The organism is Rhodopila sp. (assembly GCF_965277165.1).
In the GTDB taxonomy this organism is placed as follows: Bacteria; Pseudomonadota; Alphaproteobacteria; order Acetobacterales; family Acetobacteraceae; genus Rhodopila.
The window spans coordinates 297345-316460 of sequence record NZ_CBDICE010000006.1 but is presented as its reverse complement, the minus strand read 5'-3'; the positions used below and the strand labels follow the sequence as shown (position 1 = coordinate 316460).

The 19116-nt window shown below is 66.3% G+C and carries 14 protein-coding genes; 5 read left to right on the top strand and 9 right to left on the bottom strand.

The features are described from left to right. The first annotated feature begins 25 nt into the window (after window positions 1–25). Window positions 26–1702, top strand: coding sequence for a thiamine pyrophosphate-binding protein (locus ACQY4Y_RS13105; RefSeq protein ID WP_428491055.1), 1677 nt, complete (start codon window positions 26–28; stop codon window positions 1700–1702). A gap of 26 nt (window positions 1703–1728) precedes the next feature. Here the strand turns inward: ACQY4Y_RS13105 and ACQY4Y_RS13100 are convergent, their stop codons facing one another. Further along, the gene (locus ACQY4Y_RS13100; protein WP_428491054.1) at window positions 1729–2349 is read right to left on the bottom strand and encodes a DNA-3-methyladenine glycosylase family protein; all 621 of its coding nucleotides are present in this window, start codon (window positions 2347–2349) and stop codon (window positions 1729–1731) included. Window positions 2350–2757: 408 nt separating this feature from the next. Between ACQY4Y_RS13100 and ACQY4Y_RS13095 the strand changes: the two genes are divergently transcribed. After that, the gene (locus ACQY4Y_RS13095) at window positions 2758–3513 is read left to right on the top strand and encodes an SDR family NAD(P)-dependent oxidoreductase (protein WP_428491053.1); all 756 of its coding nucleotides are present in this window, start codon (window positions 2758–2760) and stop codon (window positions 3511–3513) included. Window positions 3514–3566: 53 nt separating this feature from the next. On the opposite strand, the gene ACQY4Y_RS13090 is transcribed toward ACQY4Y_RS13095, so the two are convergent. Beyond that, on the bottom strand, window positions 3567–4217 hold the full coding sequence (locus ACQY4Y_RS13090; protein ID WP_428491052.1) for a hypothetical protein: 651 nt from the start codon (window positions 4215–4217) through the stop codon (window positions 3567–3569). A gap of 140 nt (window positions 4218–4357) precedes the next feature. After that, window positions 4358–6547, bottom strand: coding sequence for a hydantoinase/oxoprolinase family protein (locus ACQY4Y_RS13085; protein WP_428491051.1), 2190 nt, complete (start codon window positions 6545–6547; stop codon window positions 4358–4360). Between the two features lie 266 nt (window positions 6548–6813). On the opposite strand from ACQY4Y_RS13085, the gene ACQY4Y_RS13080 reads away from it, so the two are divergent. Together ACQY4Y_RS13080 and ACQY4Y_RS13075 are read left to right on the top strand one after the other, a co-directional pair. Next, window positions 6814–7071: a hypothetical protein gene (locus ACQY4Y_RS13080; protein ID WP_428491050.1), complete on the top strand. Its 258-nt coding sequence runs from the start codon at window positions 6814–6816 to the stop codon at window positions 7069–7071. A gap of 631 nt (window positions 7072–7702) precedes the next feature. Further along, window positions 7703–8038, top strand: coding sequence for an energy transducer TonB (locus ACQY4Y_RS13075; RefSeq protein WP_428491049.1), 336 nt, complete (start codon window positions 7703–7705; stop codon window positions 8036–8038). 28 nt (window positions 8039–8066) lie between these two features. Here the strand turns inward: ACQY4Y_RS13075 and ACQY4Y_RS13070 are convergent, their stop codons facing one another. The 3 genes from ACQY4Y_RS13070 to ACQY4Y_RS13060 form a co-directional block, all read right to left on the bottom strand. Further along, window positions 8067–10244: a TonB-dependent receptor gene (locus ACQY4Y_RS13070; protein WP_428491048.1), complete on the bottom strand. Its 2178-nt coding sequence runs from the start codon at window positions 10242–10244 to the stop codon at window positions 8067–8069. A 239-nt stretch (window positions 10245–10483) separates the two neighbouring features. Beyond that, entirely contained in the window at window positions 10484–13414 is a 2931-nt protein-coding gene (locus tag ACQY4Y_RS13065) for a beta-propeller fold lactonase family protein (protein ID WP_428491047.1), read from the bottom strand. Between the two features lie 276 nt (window positions 13415–13690). Further along, window positions 13691–15370 (bottom strand): hydantoinase B/oxoprolinase family protein, encoded by a 1680-nt coding sequence (locus ACQY4Y_RS13060; RefSeq protein WP_428491046.1) that lies wholly within the window; start codon window positions 15368–15370, stop codon window positions 13691–13693. 202 nt (window positions 15371–15572) lie between these two features. Here ACQY4Y_RS13060 and ACQY4Y_RS13055 point away from each other — a divergent pair, with 202 nt between their 5' ends. Continuing rightward, a complete protein-coding gene (locus ACQY4Y_RS13055; protein WP_428491045.1) occupies window positions 15573–16421 on the top strand; it encodes a DUF2189 domain-containing protein in 849 nt (282 codons plus the stop codon). A 22-nt stretch (window positions 16422–16443) separates the two neighbouring features. Here ACQY4Y_RS13055 and ACQY4Y_RS13050 read toward each other — a convergent pair whose 3' ends face one another. The 3 genes from ACQY4Y_RS13050 to ACQY4Y_RS13040 all read right to left on the bottom strand — a co-directional run bounded on the left by ACQY4Y_RS13050 (window position 16444) and on the right by ACQY4Y_RS13040 (window position 18981). Next, window positions 16444–17436, bottom strand: coding sequence for a CobW family GTP-binding protein (locus ACQY4Y_RS13050; RefSeq protein ID WP_428491044.1), 993 nt, complete (start codon window positions 17434–17436; stop codon window positions 16444–16446). After that, window positions 17429–17851: a phosphoribosyl-AMP cyclohydrolase gene (hisI, locus tag ACQY4Y_RS13045; RefSeq protein ID WP_428491043.1), complete on the bottom strand. Its 423-nt coding sequence runs from the start codon at window positions 17849–17851 to the stop codon at window positions 17429–17431. The genes ACQY4Y_RS13050 and hisI overlap by 8 nt, the downstream gene beginning before the upstream one ends. 143 nt (window positions 17852–17994) lie before the next feature. Beyond that, window positions 17995–18981, bottom strand: a complete 987-nt coding sequence (locus ACQY4Y_RS13040; protein WP_428491042.1) for an oxidoreductase — start codon at window positions 18979–18981, stop codon at window positions 17995–17997. Between the last annotated feature and the right edge of the window lie 135 nt (window positions 18982–19116).

Genomic DNA, 19116 nt, shown 5'->3' with positions numbered 1-19116 from the left:
CTGCCGCCAAATGGGGAACCTATCGATGCCGATGATGCCAGGAAAGACCGCTCTACTGGAATTGTTGAAGCAGGAAGGGGTGCAAATGATATTCGGCAACCCAGGGACAACCGAGCTGCCGCTGATGGATGCTTTGGCGGCGGAACATCAGATTCGTTACATCCTGGCGTTGCAGGAAGCGCCGGCGATGAGCATGGCGGACGGCTACGCCCAGGCGTCCGGCCAGTGCGCCGTGGTCAACCTCCATGCCGCCCCCGGCCTCGGCAACGCCATGGGGATGCTGTACGACGCGCAGAAAGCCGGATCGCCGATCCTGGTCACCGCCGGCCAGCACGAGCAGCGCTTCAACTTCACCGAACCCCTGTTATGGGCCGACCTTCCCAGCGTCGCCCGCCCGTTCGTCAAATGGTCCGAGGAAGTGCGTCGACTGCAGGACCTGCCACGTGCGATCCATCGCGCGATCAAGACCGCGCTGGCGCCGCCGATGGGTCCGGTGTTTCTCTCGCTGCCGGGCGATATCCTGACCGCCAGCGCGGATCTCGAGCTTGGAACCCCAAGCCGGGTGGCATTGGGGATCAGAGGCGATGGGGGGGCGATCGGACGGGCGGCCGCTATCATCGGCCGGGCGCGCAATCCGGTCATCGTCGCCGGTGACGCGGTGCCGCAGGGCGACGCGCTGGCGGAACTGGTCGCGCTGGCCGAGGCGATCGGGGCGCCGGTCTACGACGAAGGCATGGCCAGCCGTGCCATGTTTCCCTCGTCGCATCCGCTGTATCGCGGCGCCCTGGTGCGGCTGCCAGCGGCGATCCGCGGCATGCTGATGCAGCACGACCTGCTGGTGTCGATCGGCGCCGACCTGTTTACCCTGTCGCTGCCCGGCGAAGTGGAATCGATGCCGGACGGCATGCCGGTGGTTCACCTCGACACCGACCCCTGGGAACTGGCGAAGAACTACCCCGAACAGGTGTCCATTCTGGGCGAGCCCAAGGTCACCCTGCCGGAGCTGACGAAGGCTGTGCAGACCGCGCGCTCGGTCGCCGAAACCGAGCTGGCGGCAACGCGGTTGCAGCACGTGCGGGCCGAGGGCGTCGCCAGCCTGCGGAAGCTGCACAGCATGGCCGACGCGGTGGCGGATCGCCATCCGGTTCACCCGCTGGCCCTGATGCAGACCATCGGGCGGCTGCTGCCGGAAGATGCGGTGGTGATCGATGAAACGGTTTCCTCCGGAACTGGTTTGCGTCGCTTCCTGAAAAGCGACGATGCGCAGAGCTTTTTTGGGCTGCGCGGCGGCGGCATCGGCTGGGGTCTGCCGGCCGCGATCGGTGTCAAGCTGGCGCTGCCGGATCGTCCGGTGGTGGCGCTGATCGGCGATGGGTCGGCGATGTATACCATCCAGGGGCTGTGGACGGCCGCGCGGGAAAATCTGCGGATGGTGTTCGTGATTATCAACAACTATTCGTACCGCGTGCTGAAGCAGCGGACCAACGCAATGAAAGGGCTTGCGGCGCAGGCCGACAACTACGTGGCGATGGATCTCGACAAGCCGCGGGTCGATTTTGTTTCGGTGGCAAGCGGCCTCGGGCTGACCGCGCACAAGGCATCGACGCTGTCCGATCTGTCCGATCTGCTTGCCCAGGCGCTGGCCACCGATGGACCGACACTGATCGATGTCGAGGTCGACCGTTCCTGGAAGCCGGTCTGACAGGCGCCCGCCGCCGGCCCGGCAAATCAGGCTCGGCTGGTCGGGCCCTGCCGGCGCGCCTCCTCGGCGGCGCGGTAGAGATACCAGGTGGCGAGCGAGCGATGCGGCGCCCAGGCGGCGCCGATCTGCTCCAGCAACTTGGGCTTCGGCTGAGCATCCAGTCCGTGCAGCAGGCGATAGCCCTCGCGAACGCCGAAATCGTCGACCGGCAGGACATCCGGTCGGCCGAGGGTGAAGATCAGCAGCATCTCCACGGTCCAGCGGCCGACACCGCGAATCGCGGTCAGCCGCTCGATCAACGCCGCGTCACTCAGGCGGTGCGACTGCCGGCGCGTCGGCACGGTGCCGTCCAGCGCCTTGGCGCAGATATCCCTGATCGCCGCGATCTTGCCGCCGGAAAAGCCGCAGCCGCGCAAGGCGATCTCGGCGGTTGCCATGACCGCGTCCGGTGCGGGAAAGGCATCTCCGGGAAACAAGGCGGAGAACCGCGCGAGGATTGCCTCCGCCGCCCGGCCGTGCAGTTGCTGATGGGCGATGGCGCGGATCAGTGCCTCGTAGGGGCTGCGCTGGCGCTGAATGTCCATCCGCGGCGGCCCGACGCGGCGGATCAGCGCGGCAAAATGCTCGTCCTTGCTCAAATGCCGCACGCCGTCCAGCTCGACATCCTCCTTGGTCCGCCAGTCCCGAGCGAGGCCGGGTGAATGCGGCCGGCAACCCCTTGTCTCGCTATCCGGTCGATCCCTTATGCGATAAATATGAACGGGTCCAATGCGAGGGTCTCGTGTATAGCCATAACCATTGGCGGGCGGACGACGACGATGACCGAAACGCCCGGCGGCAGACGGCCAGTCTGGCAGGCGTGGCAATTACCTTGCTGCTGTTGGTCGGGGGGCTGTTCCTTGTCCAGCAACTGCATTCGGCCTCCGTCGTCGGCGATTGTCTGATGTCGGGGCGTCGGAACTGCGATGTGCTGAGGGTCGGGCCCCAGTGACGGGTCTGGCGGTGGCGGGTCTGGCGGTGGCGGGTCTGGCGGTGACGGGTCTGGCGGTGACGGCATGATCATCCGGTTCGATGGCAAGGTCGTCGCGGTGACCGGCGCCGGCCACGGCTTCGGGCGCGAGATCGCACGGACCTTCGCGCAGCTTGGCGCGCTGGTGTTCGCCACCGACCTGAGCGCCGAGGCTCTGGCGCAAACCGCGACAGCCGGCGGCATCACCGTGCGGGCGGTTGATCTGCGCGACCGTGGCGCCGCCGCCGGTTGGGTCGGGCAGATTGAGACCCAGACCGGACGGCCGGTCGATATTCTGGTGAACAATGCCGGTGGGGTGGCCCAGCAACGGCCTGTACCGCTGGAGGATGTCACCGACCAGGACTGGAACACGATCTTCGACATCAACGTCAACGCGGCGTTCACCCTGTGCCGGGCGGTGGCGCCGGGAATGAAGCGGGCGGGCGGGGGGCGGATTGTCAACATCAGTTCGGGGGCCGGGCTACAGCCTTCGCTGACCGGGATCCAGGCCTATTGCAGCGCGAAGCACGCCGTCGTGGGTTTGACCCGGCAACTGGCGCACGAACTCGGGGCCTTCAACATAACGGTAAACTCGGTGGCGCCCGGCTTTATCCGCACCAATGCGGCGACCGAGGCGCAATGGGACGGTTACGGCCCGTCCGGCCAGCAGGCTCTGGTCGAGCGCATCGCCATGAAGCGGCTTGGATCGGCCGAGGATATCGCCAGGGCAGTGGTGTTCTTTGCCTCCGACCTTGCCGGCTTCGTCAATGGCCAGGTGCTGCAGGTCGACGGCGGCCGCTGAGATGCGGCGCTGAACCCAATCACAGGCGAGGCAACATCGCGGGGCGCGCGGGACTACCCATCCCAGACGCTGGTGGGCATCGGCAGGTCGGCGAAGGCGGCGGCGTCGAGGGTAGTGACGGGGCTGAGATTGGCCATTTGCAGCAGCATGAACCATTGGCGGACGTGCTGGCCGCAGTGCCAGGTGGTGCGTTCCATCACCTCGTGCAGGGTTTGCGGACCGTAATAAGTCTGCACGGTCTGCCGCCCGCTCTGGTCCGCGTCGTGCCACCAGGCGCCCAGCTCTGCCTGGACCCGCTGGCCGTAGCTGGCGAGAGCGGCGCCGGTGTTCATCCCCGGCGGCGGGCCGCCGGTCAGCATGGCGTTGTCCAGGGTAGCGCCCCGGGCGACCTCGATCATTCCCTCCGGAATGCGGAACAGGTGATGGCCGAGCGCCAGGTAGCTGCGCGGGCGGTTGGGGACCTCGGTGGCGAGCAGCCGGTCGGGCATTTGCGGCACGATGCGGATCGCGGTGCCGAGGAACAGATCCAGGCGCTGCTTCAGTTGGGCAGGGGACAGCACTGGTCCGGTGGCTTCGTTCAGGCCGAGGAAGTTCACCACATGGGCGATGTTCTGGGCGAACACCCAGTCGTCGCCACGCGACAGGATCGGCACCGACCGGGCGCCGAGGCGGCGCAGTTCGGCGAGGCCGTCGGGGTCGGTCAATACGTTGATGGATTTGAACCCGATCGCACGGACCGAGAGAAACTCCTTGAGCTTCAGGCAGCTCGTTCAGCCAGGCTGCCAGAACACGCTAAGGGTCGGGTCGCCTTGCATCATTCGATCTCCAGTCGATCCGCTTCGGCTTACGACGGCGTGGGCGGGGCGTCAATCGCGACAGCGAGCCAGCCGCGCGGGTCGAAGCGGGCGGTGTCGCCGGGGCGCAGCAGGACGGTGGTGGTGTCGGATTCGACGATCGCGGGGCCGGCGATGGCCTGGCTGGCGGACAGGGCGGCGAAGTCGAACACCGGCACGCTGGTGACGCCGCCGAGGTAGATCTTCCGCCAGGCCTTCGGGGCGGCTTGGGCGCGGGCTGGCGCCGGGACGGCGGCCTCAACGGGGGGCAGGTGTCCGATCACCGACAGGCGGGCGTTGACCAGCACGACCTCCTGGTCGGGCATGGCGTAGGTGTAGAGATGTCGGTGCGCGGTGTGGAACCTCTCGGCGAGGGTTGCCGCAAGGTCGGCAGCGGCCCAGTCAACGTTGTCGAGCGCGACCGGGATTTCAAACACCTGCTCGCCGTAACGCATGTCGGCGGAGCGATGCAGCGTCACGCTGCCGTCGAACCATGCCAGGCGGTCGCGGCCCTCGGCCTGCATCGCGGTGAAGGCGGCTTCCAGGGCGGCAGTATCGATGCTGGATGCGTTAGTGCTGATGGTCTCGGGGCGGGCGACGTCGGGGCGGACGGCGTCGGGGCTGGCGTTTTGGCCCTGGCTGCGGCTGAGTTCGACGCGCAGGTCGGTGTTCAGCATGCCCCAGGCCGACAGCACCGAGGCGGTCAGCGGCACGGCGACGCGGCGGATGCCGAGCTCTGCGGCCACCGCGGTGATGTGCAACCCGGCAGCGCCGCCGAACGCCAGCAAGGTATGGCGGCGCGGATCGACGCCTCGGCGCACGGTGGCGACGCGCACGCCGTCGGCCATGCGGCTGTTGACCAGGCGATGGATGCCGGCGGCGGCGGCTTGGGTGTCGATCCCTAGGTCGGCGGCGAGGCGGGTCACCGCGGCGGTCGCGGCATCGCGGTCCAAGGTGCGGCGGCCGCCGAGGAAGTTCGTTGGGTCGAGGTATCCGAGCACGAGGTTGGCGTCGGTGACCGTGGCGGCGGTGCCGCCCTGGCCGTAGCAGGCGGGACCCGGCGAGGCGCCGGCACTTTCCGGTCCGACGCTGAGCAGGCCGGAGCGGTCGAGTTGGCCGATCGATCCGCCGCCGGCGCCCAGGGTGACGATGTCGAGGCTGGGTAGCGCGATGGTGGCGCCGGCGGTGGATTTGGTGCCCGCCAAGGTGGGCTGGCCGTTGCGCACCACGGCTATGTCGGTGGAGGTGCCGCCCATGTCGAAGCCGATAATGTTGCCCGCGTGCCCATCAGGGGCCGGTTCATCTGGGGCAAGCCCATCCGGGGCCGGTTCATTTGGGGCGAGGCCATCTGCGCCAAGGCCGGCGCGGGCCAAAGCAACCGCGGCGGCGACCCCGCCGGCCGGGCCCGACAGCGCGGTGCCGGCGGCGAGCCTGGTCGCCTCGGCGACCGTCGCGACGCCGCCATGGGAGAGGATGACCAGCAATTCGCCGTCATGGCCGGCACTCCGCAGGCGGGACTGCAGGCGCCCGAGATAGTTGTGGATCACCGGTCCGACCGCGGCGTTGGCGACGGTGGTGGAAAAACGCTCGAATTCCTTGATCTGGGGCAGCACGTCGGAGGACGCGGTGACGTAGACGCCGGGCAGGCGGCGACGGACCTCGGCGGCGGCGTGCCGCTCGTGTTCGGGGTTGCGCCAGGCGTGCAGGAAGCAGATCGCCACCGCCTGGATGTCGGCCTCGCGCAGGCGGTCGATGGCGGCGGTGAGCGAGGCGGGGTCGAGCGGGATCTCGATCGAGCCGTCGGCCCGGATGCGTTCGCTGACCGGCAGGCGCAGCCGGCGCGGCACCAGAGGGGCGGGCGGGGTCATGCGCAGGTTGTAGCGGTCAGGCTTCAGGCCCTCGCGCATTTCGATGATGTCGCGATGGCCTGCGGTGGTCAGCATGCCGACGCGGGCGGCCTTGCCTTCCAGCAGGGCGTTGGTGGCGACGGTGGTGCCGTGGACGATGCGCGCGGCGCGGCGCAGCAGTTCGGCGGTGGACAGACCGAGGTGTTCGGCAGCCAGCGCGATGCCTTCGAGCACGCCATCGGACTGGTCCTGGGGCGTGGTGGCGGCCTTGGCGATGATTGGGTCGCGGCCGGTGGTGGAGACGACGACATCGGTGAAGGTGCCGCCGACGTCGATACCGATGGTGGTGGTCATGCGTCGCGACGAAGACGTAACGACAACGCAGCTCGCCCAAGCTGGTAGAGGCGGCAGTTGTTTGTTGCCGTGGACACAAAACCTTCACGTCCCATTGGCGCTATCCTTCTGGTCCGGGGCAGATTCACTGTCATACTCAGTCTGACAATAGCACCATGAGCGGGCAGGTCACCAACGGAGCCCTTGTTGTCGCGCCCTACCCAAGTTCCCCAGCCTGATGTTTGCGCTGGCACGGAGCATCGGCGCGGATCAGAAGGAAGAACAGCATGCGCTTGATTGCCATGACCCTATTGCTCTTGTTCGTCACCGCTTTGCCCACCTGGGCCGACAGCCTAGCCGCCTGCTCGGCGCGTGGCGCTCAACTGGGTCAAAGGGCGAAGAAATTCAGTGGCGACGCGATGATGAAACGGCTGATCGATGCAGACCTAAAGCGCGCGAACAAAGAGGCGGCGGAAGGTGATGCCGACGAATGTACCGAGGCGCTTGACCATGCCACCAAGCTGCTTGATGGCAGTGCTGCCTGAGTCGCGAACGAGCCCCCAATCCGGATCGGCCGGCACCGCGAATTCACGCCGCGACTTGGGGCTTCAAACCGGGCTGCGTGCCGAGACCGGGCACGGCCCGGTAAGCGCGACGACAGTAACTGCTCTCCGCATGCCGCTGATTTCCGCGACGGCCCTGCATGTGACCTGCGTTGCCGCAGCCTTGATGTTCACGCATGACGCGAGACCCCAACGACCCCTGGCTGTTGTATTCGTGGTGCAACCGACGCCGGCGGCAACAAAGCCGCCGCCGGCTGCTCCGATTGGCGCCGTGACAGAGCCTGAGGCGGCGTTGACGGCTCGGCCGGAGAAGCCGGACCCTCCGGCGCCTGACGAACCCCAGGCGGTGGCTCCGTCTAAAACCGTGGCCGAGAAGTCTGTTGCTCCAACGCAACCGATCATCCGGCAAGCCGAAAATCCGCCTGAAGCATCCGCGCCAAATTCGCTGGATGCGATTTTACCCGATCCGCCACCGCCGCCGCCTCGGCCGGTCAGTCATCAGGCACCCATTCTGGCTGCGCATCGTTCTGTCAAGGCTTCGCGGGTTACGCTCTCGGCGAATGCGCCTCCGCCACCCAGCACGGGTGCCGTAACCGCGGCCAGCGATCGGCCATTGGGTAGCGCGGCCGCCCTCCAGCACGCTTCGCCGCCGGCTCAGGCCCCCGATCAGCAATCCGCGCTGGAGGAACGCATACGGGACGCCGTGCAGGCCGCCGTCCATTATCCGGCCGCGGCGCGCATGATGGGCGTGACCGGGCGAGCGCGCGTGCGGCTCGATTACCGGAGTGGCGTGGTGGATGACCCGTCGCTTGCGCAGTCCTCGGGCGCGCCGATGCTGGACCACGCTGCGATCAGCGCCGCCAGAACCGCGCACTATCCGCCGCCGCCGCCGGAGTTGGCGGGCCGGCTGCTGCGCTTTCTGGTGTGGGTAGAGTTCAGGTCGGCCTGAGCAGCGGAGTTTCCCGAAGCGCCTGATGTTAAAGCGACGCTGACAGGGTGAAGAACACGCTGCGTCCGGGATCGGTCCAGTAGAGACCGGTCTTGCCGTCGGCTGCCAACTGGTTCAACCCGATCAAGCTGTTATTGTCGAATATATTGTTGACATTGAGGCGAAAGTTCAACTTTCGGCCGTTCAGGATCGGCAGGACGTAGCCCATCGCGAAATCGGCGGTCATGTAGGACTTTATCAGATATGTGTTGGTCGGCTGATCGATCCCGTATTGCTTGCCAATATACTTTCCCAGCAGTGAGGCAGAGAAATTGTTCAGGTCAAGGATCGGGCCGAGCGCCGCGGTACGATTGGGCGCGTTGGCAAGGGTGGTGGTCGAATGCTTGTAATGCGCGTCGTTCAGGGTCGCATTGCCATAAAGCGACAGGCCGCGGATCATCCGATAGGTGCCTTCCAGCTCGATCCCCTGGTAGATGGCGCCGCCGCCATTGGAGTAAAACGTCGTTCCGGCGATGGTCTGACTGGCAATCCGGTTGCTGAAGTCGATGTAGTACAGATCGCCTGATACTGTGAAGCGATCCTTCTGCCAGGTGCCCCCGATCTGATAGTTCCAGGTCTGCTGCGGGCTGAGACTCTGCGGCTGGGTCGTCTGCAGCACCCCGAGCGGCGGGGCCAGGAAGCCCTTGGCCACCTGTGCGTAACCAACCAGCCCTTTGGCGAAGGCGTAGCGTGCATCGATGGCGGGTTGCAGGGCCGCGTATGTCTCGCTGAACTTGGCTGGAACCTTCGTGGTCTGGTTGATCGCGGCGTCCAGATAGCGGGTTGTCGAGGTGTATTTCAGGCCCGGTGTTATGACCAGTCCGGGCACCGGCTGCAGGGCGAATTCGAAGTACGGCTGGTAGGTCCGCAATGTCGTGTGGTAATCATAGTCCGCAGCCGAGCCGGTCGCGGTCTTGGTGTAGGCGACATCATTTTGTGACAGCAGAATGTTTGTTCGGTAGGCTCCCGCCGCATCGTTATCGAACCAAAGACCGGCACGCGCCTGCCCGTACGCGGTATCCTTGGTCACCCGCAATACGTTGCCCCAGTCGCGAAAATCGCTGTGCGCGGCCCGACCCGGGACCGCGTCGGTCAAGGTGGTCGCGTCGCCATTGACGAAGTAGCGCCCGGTGAGGTTGGGTGTGGTGCCGTTCGGGTCGAGGCCGACGATGTTGCGGTGATAATACGACGCGGTATAGGGCGTATTCTCGATCCCCCAGCCGTCGCCGAGGTTCGACTTGATACGGACATACTCGAAATCAGCCGAATAATGATCGGCGTTGTAGCCCTTGAAGGCCTGCGATGTGGGGTCCTGACTCAGACCGTAGTTTGCGCCAAGCCGGCCGATTTGTGCCAGAGTCGCACCGATCGGCGTATGGTTGAACGACGTATTGTCCATGCCGACGATGGTAATAAGGGTATTGTCGCCAACCGGGATCTCGATCTTTGAAAACGCGTTGCGTCGCGTGGTAGACGTGCCGGTCAGATAGCCATCGCTGTCGAGCGCCTGAAGGTCGAGGTAGCCGCGCGCGCCGTTCAATTCCGGCCGCGCACCGGAATCCAGTTCCACACCCGTCAATACGGTATTGTAGCTGCCGACCGTCGAGAAGGGGTTCACCGTAAAGCTATCGAGCGGCTGTTTCGACTGGATGTCCACCGTGCCACCGAAAGTTGCGTAGCCGATGGTTGACGCCGTTCCTGGTCCGCGATCGACCCGCACCGATCCGATATCGTGTGCCATGAAGTAGGCTTCCGTCTGCGGCGCGAAGCTGCTGATCGTGCCGGGCAGGACCAGCCCGTCAAATGTCGTGTTGAACTGCCGGTAGTTGAAACTGCGAATGGTTTCCAGGAAGTTTTGCTGCAACCCCGCACCGACCGGTTCGATGTTCTGCACACTGGGCGAGAATTTGATAATGCTGTCGTAGTTTTGGGTCGGAACGATCGAGTGGTCGATGAAGTGTTGGCCCACGATCGATGTCGGTTGGCTTGCGTCCAGCGGCGCTCGGCTTGGCGCAACAAAGGCCGCCGTGCCCGGCTGGGGCGGTGCGCCAAGCCCACCCGACCCGGTCGCAGTGACGGTGCCGATATCCGCGGGCGTCGAGCTGTCAGGCGGGGCGGAAGCAGTGCCCGACACCTGTCCGGTCGCGGGATCTACCTGGGTCAACAACAGTGCAATCAGAAACAGCGAAACAGGCAGTAAAACGCGGCGCTGCGGCGGAATCATACAATACTCTTTCGGGGTAGGCTCGACAGGCGCATCGCGGGGTATCGGGCGCCGACGCCATGACACTTTGTTTTATTGGAACTGCGCGGGCCTATGTGGCCGAGCAGCGGACGCCATGACGTCCGCCGCGGATGGCCGCAAATCCTCTCCGGCAGCCGACCGCAGCCGCCGGTTTGTTCGGGCTAACGTTTGACCGTGCGCAAGGCGCCCATCTTGATGCCCGAGCGATGCGTTGGGTATGGCTTCCCGCCCATCAGCCCGTCCCACATGACCTCGTTCATCAGGTCCACCGGCACGCGATCTTCAGCCGAGAAGTCGAAACCACGCGTCTTCTCGGCCCAGTAAGCCGCGTTGTGTCTTGGCAGGATATCCGGGCCATCGGCGTAGCGGACGCCGATGTCGGTCATCGCAAGCGTGGTGGTCCTCAGGATTTTCGACGCGACGGCATTGTAATTCCACTTGCCGGACGAAGTGATGTCGAAGACATCGGACATCGGTGCCTGGTATGCGGTGTTCAGGTTGATATGCGGGGCGCCGAGGATATCCTCGATCGTGGCCAGCACGCTCACCTGATTGTAGCGCGTGTTGATGATCGCGTGCTTCTTCACGTAAGGCCCGATCATGTAGGTGGTGGAGCGATGTGAGTCGACATGGTCGGGACCGTCCTGGGAATCGTCCTCGGTGACGATGATCAAGGTGCTATCGGCGTAGGGACTATGCCCCACGGCGGCGACGAGACGGCCGACGGCGAGATCGTTGTCGGCTTCCTGGGTATCGGGCGTGTTCACCCCGGCAAGCGCCGTGCTGAAGCTGCCGGTGTGGTCGTGGCTGAGCCGGACAGTTTCCAGACTGGGAAGATTGTTGGCCTTGATGTATTCCTCGAATTCGCGGCTCCACTCATTGACGTCCCACTGGTCGGAGTAGGTCTGGTCGAAGCCGCGGAAGTAGACATCGGTCAGCGGCGCCAGGGTCTCGTTCACCTCGGCGGCCTGGACGATGCCGGCTACACCGGCGTTCTCGACCGGATTGCCGTCGCTGGTGGTTGTCGGGCCGATATTGTCCACCATCCAGCCGTAGTTCCGCACCGTCAGGCCGGCATGCAGGACCGAGTCGAAGATATAGCCTTCCTGGGTGCCGAACGGGGCGTCGGTGCTGGCGACATCGGCGGTGCCGGGAAGCAGGTTGTCGGTGCCCCCAGGCAGGTCCGCGGAACTGGTGGTGAAGGCGCCTTTGGTCGCGGCGTCGCGCTCGGCGGTGGTCGCAAGGCCGACCGGCACGTTACGGTTGGACCCCTCACCTTCGTAGGACAGACCGCGATCGACCGCGGCGTAGTTGATCTGCTGCGTCAGTTCCTCGGTGGTGGTGACCCGGCCGCGCATCGACCAGGACCAACCGTCCATGCTGCCGTCGGAGGGATCCATGAAATTGTCCAGGGTCACGAAGCTGTCCGCCAGGCGATGAAAGTTCGGTGTGATGCTGCGGCCGAACTGGGTCAGCGACGGGTCGGCGTCGGCGCCGTTGTTCAGGTCGCCGAGGATCTGATCGAAGGTACGGTTTTCCTTGACGATGTAGATCACATGCTTGATCCGGCCGTGCAGGAAGCCCATCACCGCGGCGTCGTTCGGGTTGGCCGGGGCACTATATAGGTTGTTCTTCGCCACCGCCGCGGTCACGTCGGCAAGGTCTGAGCTGCTGGGAACCTGGGCACTGACCAGCGTCGCGTGTTCGAGCTGGAACTGGTATTGGTTGGTTGCCGTCGCCGCCGCGGCGGCCGCCTTGTTGCCGCCCGGATAGGTCAGGTGCGTGATCAAGGCGGTATTGCCCATCAGGTGGCCCGGGTTCGGGCCGGTGTCGCTCTTGCCGTTGATGATGTACATCCAGCTGCCGTCGGCACTGAAGGTGATGTCCTTCGGTGCGTAGGCGGTCGGGATCAGGCCAGCGACAGTGTTGGCATTCGAGCCTTGCAGCGGGATCACCGCGACGCAGTTCGAGCCGCTGTTGACCGCGTACAGCGTCTGCCCATCCGGCGAGATGGTTACGGCGAACGGCGACGCGCCGGTGTAGTGCGGGCCCGGTATCATCCCGGCCGGGGCGCGTGCGTCGATCTCGTCGGTGACCACGTTTTGCGCGGTGTCGATGACCGCGACCTCATCGGCGTTGTCCTGCGCGACGTAGAGTTTCGACTGCGTCTTGTCGAACGTCAGTCCGTTGGCGTTGCCGTCGAGCTTGATGCGGGTGATCAAGTGGCCGGCGGTCGGCGAGGAAATGTCGACAACAACGACCTCTCGATCGCGGTTCGAGGAAACATACGCGACGCCGTTGTTCTTGATGACGACCGCGATCGGATACTCGCCGCCGGGGACGCCACTGACGCCCTCGTTGTTGGCGAAATACGGCCGCAGATCGTGTTCGTAGCGGACCGTCTTGGTTGCGGTGTCGATCACGCTGATCGAGTCGTTGAAGTTGTTGGCCACGACCAGCGTCTTGCCGTCGGCGGAAATGCCCAGACCGCTGGCGTTGGGCTCAACGCCGCTGCCGACGCCGACGCCGACGGTCGCGCCATTGGGGATGTGGCCGAGGGCAATCTTCGCCGATAGCGACCAGGCACCGTTGGCCTTGGTATAGGCATAGACCGCGTCATCATTGCCGCCGGTGCCGTAGAGCGTGTTGCCGTCCGGCGACCAGACGAGGCCGACATGGGCATTCGGCTGCTTGATCACCTGGGCCAGGACAGGCGAGGTCTTGTTGGCGCCCGCGACGTTGTAGAGGAAGATATATTGGGTCGAGTTCGGCTTATCGACCGCGCCGGTCGTGTCGTACAGCGAGTTATAGCCGGCGCAGATGATGGCCAGCGTGCTGCCATCCGGACTCAGTTGTGATCGCACCGCCTCGCCGGCGACGTATTTCGGGTAGGCGGGCAAGCCAGGATTGAGGTCCTGTTGAACCGCATTGGTCAGCGGTGCCACCGGTGTCACATACTGCCCGGTCGGCAGCGGAAGCGTGCCATTATTCCCTTCTACTAACGTATCGACCTGGGCACGCGCAAAATGCGGTGCGGCCAACAACGTCGTAACGAATAAGCTTGCCCTCAGCATCCGAGTATGCGCCAGCATCATGTTTTTCCTGTCCTGCCAAAAACCCTTGCGGGCTTCGCATGACAGCCGCCGGCCAAGCTGTCCGTGGCGGAACGAAGTCAGTTTAAAGAAATGTAACCTCCGACCCTCGCATCGCGCCGGAAATGGCGGAATTCCCGAATGCTCTCACAGGGTCTTGATTGCTATGATGACACCGGAGGACGTCGGTGAAAGCCGCGGGTCACGACGACGCCGGGTCTTCGCCTGATCGGTTCGGTTCGCTCAGCCGACCGGCGAACACAGGTTTTCATCGTTTCAGGTCAGGCCCTCGGCTTTGTCGGCGGCGCGGGCGGCGGGATCGCGCAGCGCGGGGTCGCCCCAGCCGCCGCCGCCGCCGGAGCGGACGTGGATCACGCTGCCGGACGGCACCGGGACGTTGACCTGCTTGCTTTTCAGTTTGCGCGGCGCGGCGTCGGGCGCCAGCAGGGTGTAGTCGTGCGGCGCGCCGTCGCGGCCGCCGCCGATGCCGCGGGCGCCGTGGACCACGCCCTCGCCGGCGGTGTTGGCATGGGTGATGCCCTTGGCCTCGACGCGCAGGCGCATGTCGCCGCCGGTGCCGCCTCGGTGGCGGCCGTCGCCGCCCGATCCGGGGCGGTATTCGTGGGTCTCGAACAGCAGCGGGAAGCGGGTTTCGGCGACCTCGATGCTGCCGAACTTGATGCCGCCGGCGGAGTGCCACTCGCCGATGGTGGAATAGCCGTCCCCGGCGGCCGATCCGCCGCCGCCGGGGCGGGCCTGGAACATATGCCAGATGAAGCGCCGGCCGGTGCGCGGGTCGGTGCCGTTCAGAGCGATCCGCAGCCGCCGGCCCCAGCCGCCCATGGCCCTGTCGGGGCAGGCCTGGGCAAGGGCGACGATGATCGCCTCGATGATCTCGTTGGAGCAGTGGCTGGTACACATCGTGACCGGGGCGCCTTCGTGGGCCCAGACGATGGTGCCCTGCTTCAATTCGACCCGAAGCGGGCGGAACGCGCCGGCGTTCTTGGCAATGTCGGGATCGAGCAGGAAGGCGAACGCCATCGCTACCGCGGACTGGGTGTTGGCGTGGGAGGAATTGACGAAGCCGGTGACCTGGGGATCGGACTCGGTCAGGTCGATGGTGACGTCGCTGCCGGATTTGCGCACCCGGGCGCGGATGACGATGTCGGTGGCGTCGAAGCCGTCATCGTCCAGCACGGCCTCACCCAGATACTCGCCGTCCTGCCATTGCGAGACGATCTGGCGGGCGTGGCGTTCGGCGGCGTCGAGCATGGCTTCGACCGAGTCACCCAGCGTGCCGGCGCCGAATTCCCCGATCACCTCGGCCAGACGCTGGGCGCCGAGACGGGCGGCGCCGATCTGGGCGGCGAGGTCGCCGCGGAAGTCGCGCGGGTGGCGGACGTTGAGTGCCAGCATCTCCAGCAGGTCTTCTCGCAACACGCCGTTTTCGGTGAGCCGCATGGGGGGCAGGCGCAGGCCCTCGTGCCAGATCTCGGTGGCGGCGGGGTTGTAGGCGCCGTGGGTGGCGCCGCCGATGTCGGAATGGTGGGCGCGGACCACCGACCAGAACATCAGGGTGTGGCCAGTGGAGATCGGGGTGGAGATTGGGGTGGAGATCGGGGCGGACATCGGGGCAAACACCGGAACGAACACGGTCAGGTCGGGCAGATGCGAGCCGCCTCGGTAGGGATCGTTGAGCAGATAGACGTCGTTCGCGGCTGGGTCGGGGAAGCGCTGCGACACCGCCTTGGCGGCCCAGGGCATGGCGCCGACATGGACCGGGATATGATCGGCCTGGGCCACCAGGCGGCACTGCGCGTCGATCAGCGCGATGGAGAAATCGCGCGACGAATTGAGGATCTGCGAATAGGCGGTGCGCAGCATGGCCTCGCCCATTTCCTCGGCGATGGCGGCCAGGCGGTGCTGCAGCACGGCGATGGTGATCGGATCGGTCATGCCGCGATGGTGGCCCATCCTGGGCGGTGGCGCATCCCGGGCGGGCAGGGAAGCCGGTTGTGATGCCGGATTCGTGATCGCGCCGTGCGCGCAAAATGCCCATGATCATATGTGATGGCCGCGACTTCGTTCGTTAGGCGATCGGCTAAGCGGTGCCCAACGGCGAGCGGCCTGAGAATGAAAATTCGCAGGAGGCGTCGCCATGATCAAGACACCGCCCGGCTGGGGCACGGACGTCGTCAGCCGAGCCTATCATTCGATGACAAGGGTGGGTCCGGAATGGACCGAGACGGCGGCCGGGATGCCCGCCGTGCGGCGGATCCACATCGCCGATCTGCGCTGGGCGCTGGCGCGGGGGATGGAAGATTTCGGCGCCTCGCGCACCGACCTGATCTTCCTGTGCGTGATCTATCCTCTGCTGGGGCTGCTGCTGGCGCGGGTGGCATCGGGATACGGGCTGTTGCCGCTGGTGTTCCCGCTGGCATCGGGCTTCGCGCTGATCGGCCCACTGGCCGCGGTCGGACTGAACGAAATGAGCCGGCGGCGCGAGCAAGGCTTGAGTGCCGGGTTGGCGGATGCGTTCAGCGTGTTCCGTTCGCCGGCGATCGGCGGCGTGCTGATGCTGGGCGCGGTGCTGATCGCGATGTTCCTGTGCTGGCTGGTGGCGTCGAGCGTGCTTTACAATCTGACGCTTGGGCCGGAGGCGCCGGCCTCGGTGGGCGGTTTCGTGCATGATGTGGTGTTCACCCGCGCCGGGCGGTTGATGGCGCTGATGGGGATCGGCACCGGCTTCCTGCTGGCGGTGGTGGCGATGACGATCAGCGTGGTGTCGTTCCCGTTGCTGCTGGACCGCAACGTGTCGCTGGAAACGGCGATCCGCACGTCGATGACGGTGGTGATGCGCAACCCGGCCACGATGGCGGCCTGGGGCGGGATCATCGCCGCCGGCCTGGTGATCGGGTCGATTCCGCTGCTGCTGGGGCTGGTGTTCGTGATGCCGGTGTTGGGACATGCGACATGGCATCTGTATAGACGCGCGGTCGCTCGGTAACGCAGTTCCGTGGGTCCGGCGGTCAGACACCGACGGCGGCGCCGTACCGGCCGGCGGCGAACAACGCACGCAGGTCTTGCTCGAGAACGGAGCGTGGCAGGTCGCGGGTGATGAACACCAGCCGGCTGCTGCGCGGATCGCCGGCCGGCCAGGCCGGGAGTTCGACCGGTGGATGCAGCAGATGCCGCACCGCGTGGATGGCGACCGGGCGGTGGTGGGCTTTCAGGTTCAGGATGGCTTTCAGCCGCAGCAGGTGCTGCCCGCGTGAGGCGATCAGGGTGTCCAGCCACGTTGTCACGACGCTCCGGTCGAGCGGGTCCTGCAAGGTGACGCAGAAGGTGCTGATCCTGGCGTCGTGGCGGTTGGGATCGTGGTGATGGTCGGGGGCAGGGTCGGCATCAGGCCATTTGGTGGCGTCTAACCGGCCGGCGCGCAGGATGAATTCGACATCGAGGCGGCCTTGCGCGGCTTCCGCGATCGGGGCGCCGGGGTTCAGCGTCCGCAGTCTTTGGCGCAGCTCAGTGGCATCGGCCAGGTCGGTCTTGCTGAGCACGATCCGGTCGGCGCTGGCGACCTGGAGGACGGCCTCGTCGTGGGTGTCGAGGTGGGTGGTGCCGTTGGGTGCGTCGATGACGGTGACGATGCCGTCAAGGCGGTAAGCGGCGGCGGCGACCGGGTCGGTGATCAAGGTCGCCAGGATCGGCGCCGGATCGGCGAGGCCGGTGGTCTCGATGACGATGCGGCTGATCTCGTCGCGGCGGGCGCGGGGCAGCATCTGGCGCAGCACGCGGGCGAGGTCGCCGCGCAGCGTGCAGCACAGGCAGCCGGCGTTCAGCAGCACGGTGGTGTCGTCGAGCTTTTCCACCAGCAGATGGTCGAGGCCGATGTCGCCGAACTCGTTCACCAGCACGGCGGCACGGGCCAGTTGCGGCTGGCGCAACAGGTGGTTCAGCAGGGTGGTCTTGCCGGCACCGAGGAAGCCGGTCAGCACGGTGACCGGCGTGGTCTCAGCCATGCCTGTGGCCATAGAGCGCCGCGGGGTTGACCGTGGGGGCGGCGATCTCGGCCAGGGCGCCGGCGCGGGCGGCGCGGAAGAAGCAGTTGCGCCGCCCGGTGTGGCAGGCGACGCCGTCCTGGTGCACCAGCAGCAGCACGGTATCGCCGTCGCAGTCGATGCGCAGGTCCTTCAGGTGCTGGGTCTGGCCGGAGGTCTCGCCCTTGCGCCACAACCGGCCTCGGCTGCGGCTGAAGTAGCAGACGCGGCCGGTCGCCAGGGTCTCGCGCACCGCGGCGGCGTTCATCCAGGCCATCATCAGCACTTCGCCGGTGTCGTGTTGCTGGGCGATGGCGGGGACCAGCCCGGCGGAGTCGAAACGCAGCGCGTCCAGCACGGCGTCGGCGCTGGCTGGGTAGGGGGTGGCTTGGTTCATGGGGGTTATCTTGGGGCTGGCTGGGTTCGGCGCCAAGCATGGTGTGGCGACCGTTCGGTCCGCTTCGCCTCCATGCCAGCCAGTGCATCGGGCATCTTTGTCCCACCGATTGTGCCCTGGCTGTGCGGTTTAAGTCTGGATTTTTACCCCAACCGCACCCCAACCAGTTGCTCCGACAACTCCCACAGCCGCCGCGCGGCGACCGGATCCGCGGCCCGGGGCGCGATCACCGACGGCACCGGCGGCCCGCGCGTTTCACCCCAGCCGGACGGCCCATAATACGCTCCGCCCCGCGCCGTCGGCGCGGTCGCCGCGTACAGCAATGGCAACGCGCCCGCTCCGGCCGATTGCGCCACCACCGCGAACCCGCTCCCGATCAGCCACGCAAGCGGCCCCGGCGCTCCGGCGCCGATGCCATTGGAGATGATATCGGTCCGCGCCCAACCCGGATGCGCCGCGATGCTGACCAGATTCCAGCGGTTCCGCTCGCTTCGCCGCTGCAACTCGATCGCGAACATCAGCATCGCGAGCTTGCTCTGGCCATAGGCGCGCATCGGGCGGTAGCTGGCCTCGGACTGCAGGTCGTCCAGCCGCAGTGCGGCGCGCCGGTGCGCCAGGCTGGCGACGCTGATCACGCGCCCAGCATCCCGGGCAGCGCACAACGCCGGCCGCAGCCGAGCGGTCAGGGCAAAGTGACCCAGGTAGTTCACCCCGATCTGCCGCTCGAACCCGTCTTCGGTCAGCAGCCGTGTCGGCGAGGCCATGAACCCGGCATTGTTCACCAATATGTCGACCACCCCGCCCTGCCCCGCGTCCCCCTGTCCCGCGTCCCGCTGTCCCGCGTCCCCCTGCCCGGAGTTCCAGGCGTCGGCAAAGCGGGCAATCGAGGCCAGGCTTGCGAGGTCGAGCCGCTGGAACCAGACCTTCGCTCCCGCAACCAGGCGCTGGATGCGCGACACGGCTCGTGCGCCTTTGTCGGCATCGCGCCCGGCCAGGACCGTGCTGACACCGCGGCGAGCCAGGCCCAGCGCGGTCTCGAAACCTAAGCCCCCGGTCGCGCCGGTGACGATTGCGACCTTGCCGTCGAGACGAGGCGCATCGTCCAACCGCCAGTTTTCGCCTTGCGCCATGCCACCCGCCGCCGCTCATTTCGGACTGAACACACTGCGGGGCGGCGAGGTTGCACCCCATGTCGATCGCACCGGCTAACCCGGAAGACGGTGCGGCGGATCACCCAACGACCTGCTGTCAACCCGATCGTCCAC

Bases quoted from the DNA above. Each gene is read 5' to 3' on its own strand.
- ACQY4Y_RS13085 (WP_428491051.1), bottom strand. From the start codon at position 6,547: ATGACCACCACCATCGGTATCGACGTCGGCGGCACCTTCACCGATGTC.
- ACQY4Y_RS13040 (WP_428491042.1), bottom strand. From the start codon at position 18,981: ATGGCGCAAGGCGAAAACTGGCGGTTGGACGATGCGCCTCGTCTCGAC.
- ACQY4Y_RS13095 (WP_428491053.1), top strand. From the start codon at position 2,758: ATGATCATCCGGTTCGATGGCAAGGTCGTCGCGGTGACCGGCGCCGGC.
- ACQY4Y_RS13080 (WP_428491050.1), top strand. From the start codon at position 6,814: ATGCGCTTGATTGCCATGACCCTATTGCTCTTGTTCGTCACCGCTTTG.
- hisI (WP_428491043.1), bottom strand. From the start codon at position 17,851: ATGAACCAAGCCACCCCCTACCCAGCCAGCGCCGACGCCGTGCTGGAC.
- ACQY4Y_RS13050 (WP_428491044.1), bottom strand. From the start codon at position 17,436: ATGGCTGAGACCACGCCGGTCACCGTGCTGACCGGCTTCCTCGGTGCC.
- ACQY4Y_RS13055 (WP_428491045.1), top strand. From the start codon at position 15,573: ATGATCAAGACACCGCCCGGCTGGGGCACGGACGTCGTCAGCCGAGCC.
- ACQY4Y_RS13065 (WP_428491047.1), bottom strand. From the start codon at position 13,414: ATGCTGGCGCATACTCGGATGCTGAGGGCAAGCTTATTCGTTACGACG.
- ACQY4Y_RS13060 (WP_428491046.1), bottom strand. From the start codon at position 15,370: ATGACCGATCCGATCACCATCGCCGTGCTGCAGCACCGCCTGGCCGCC.
- ACQY4Y_RS13105 (WP_428491055.1), top strand. From the start codon at position 26: ATGCCGATGATGCCAGGAAAGACCGCTCTACTGGAATTGTTGAAGCAG.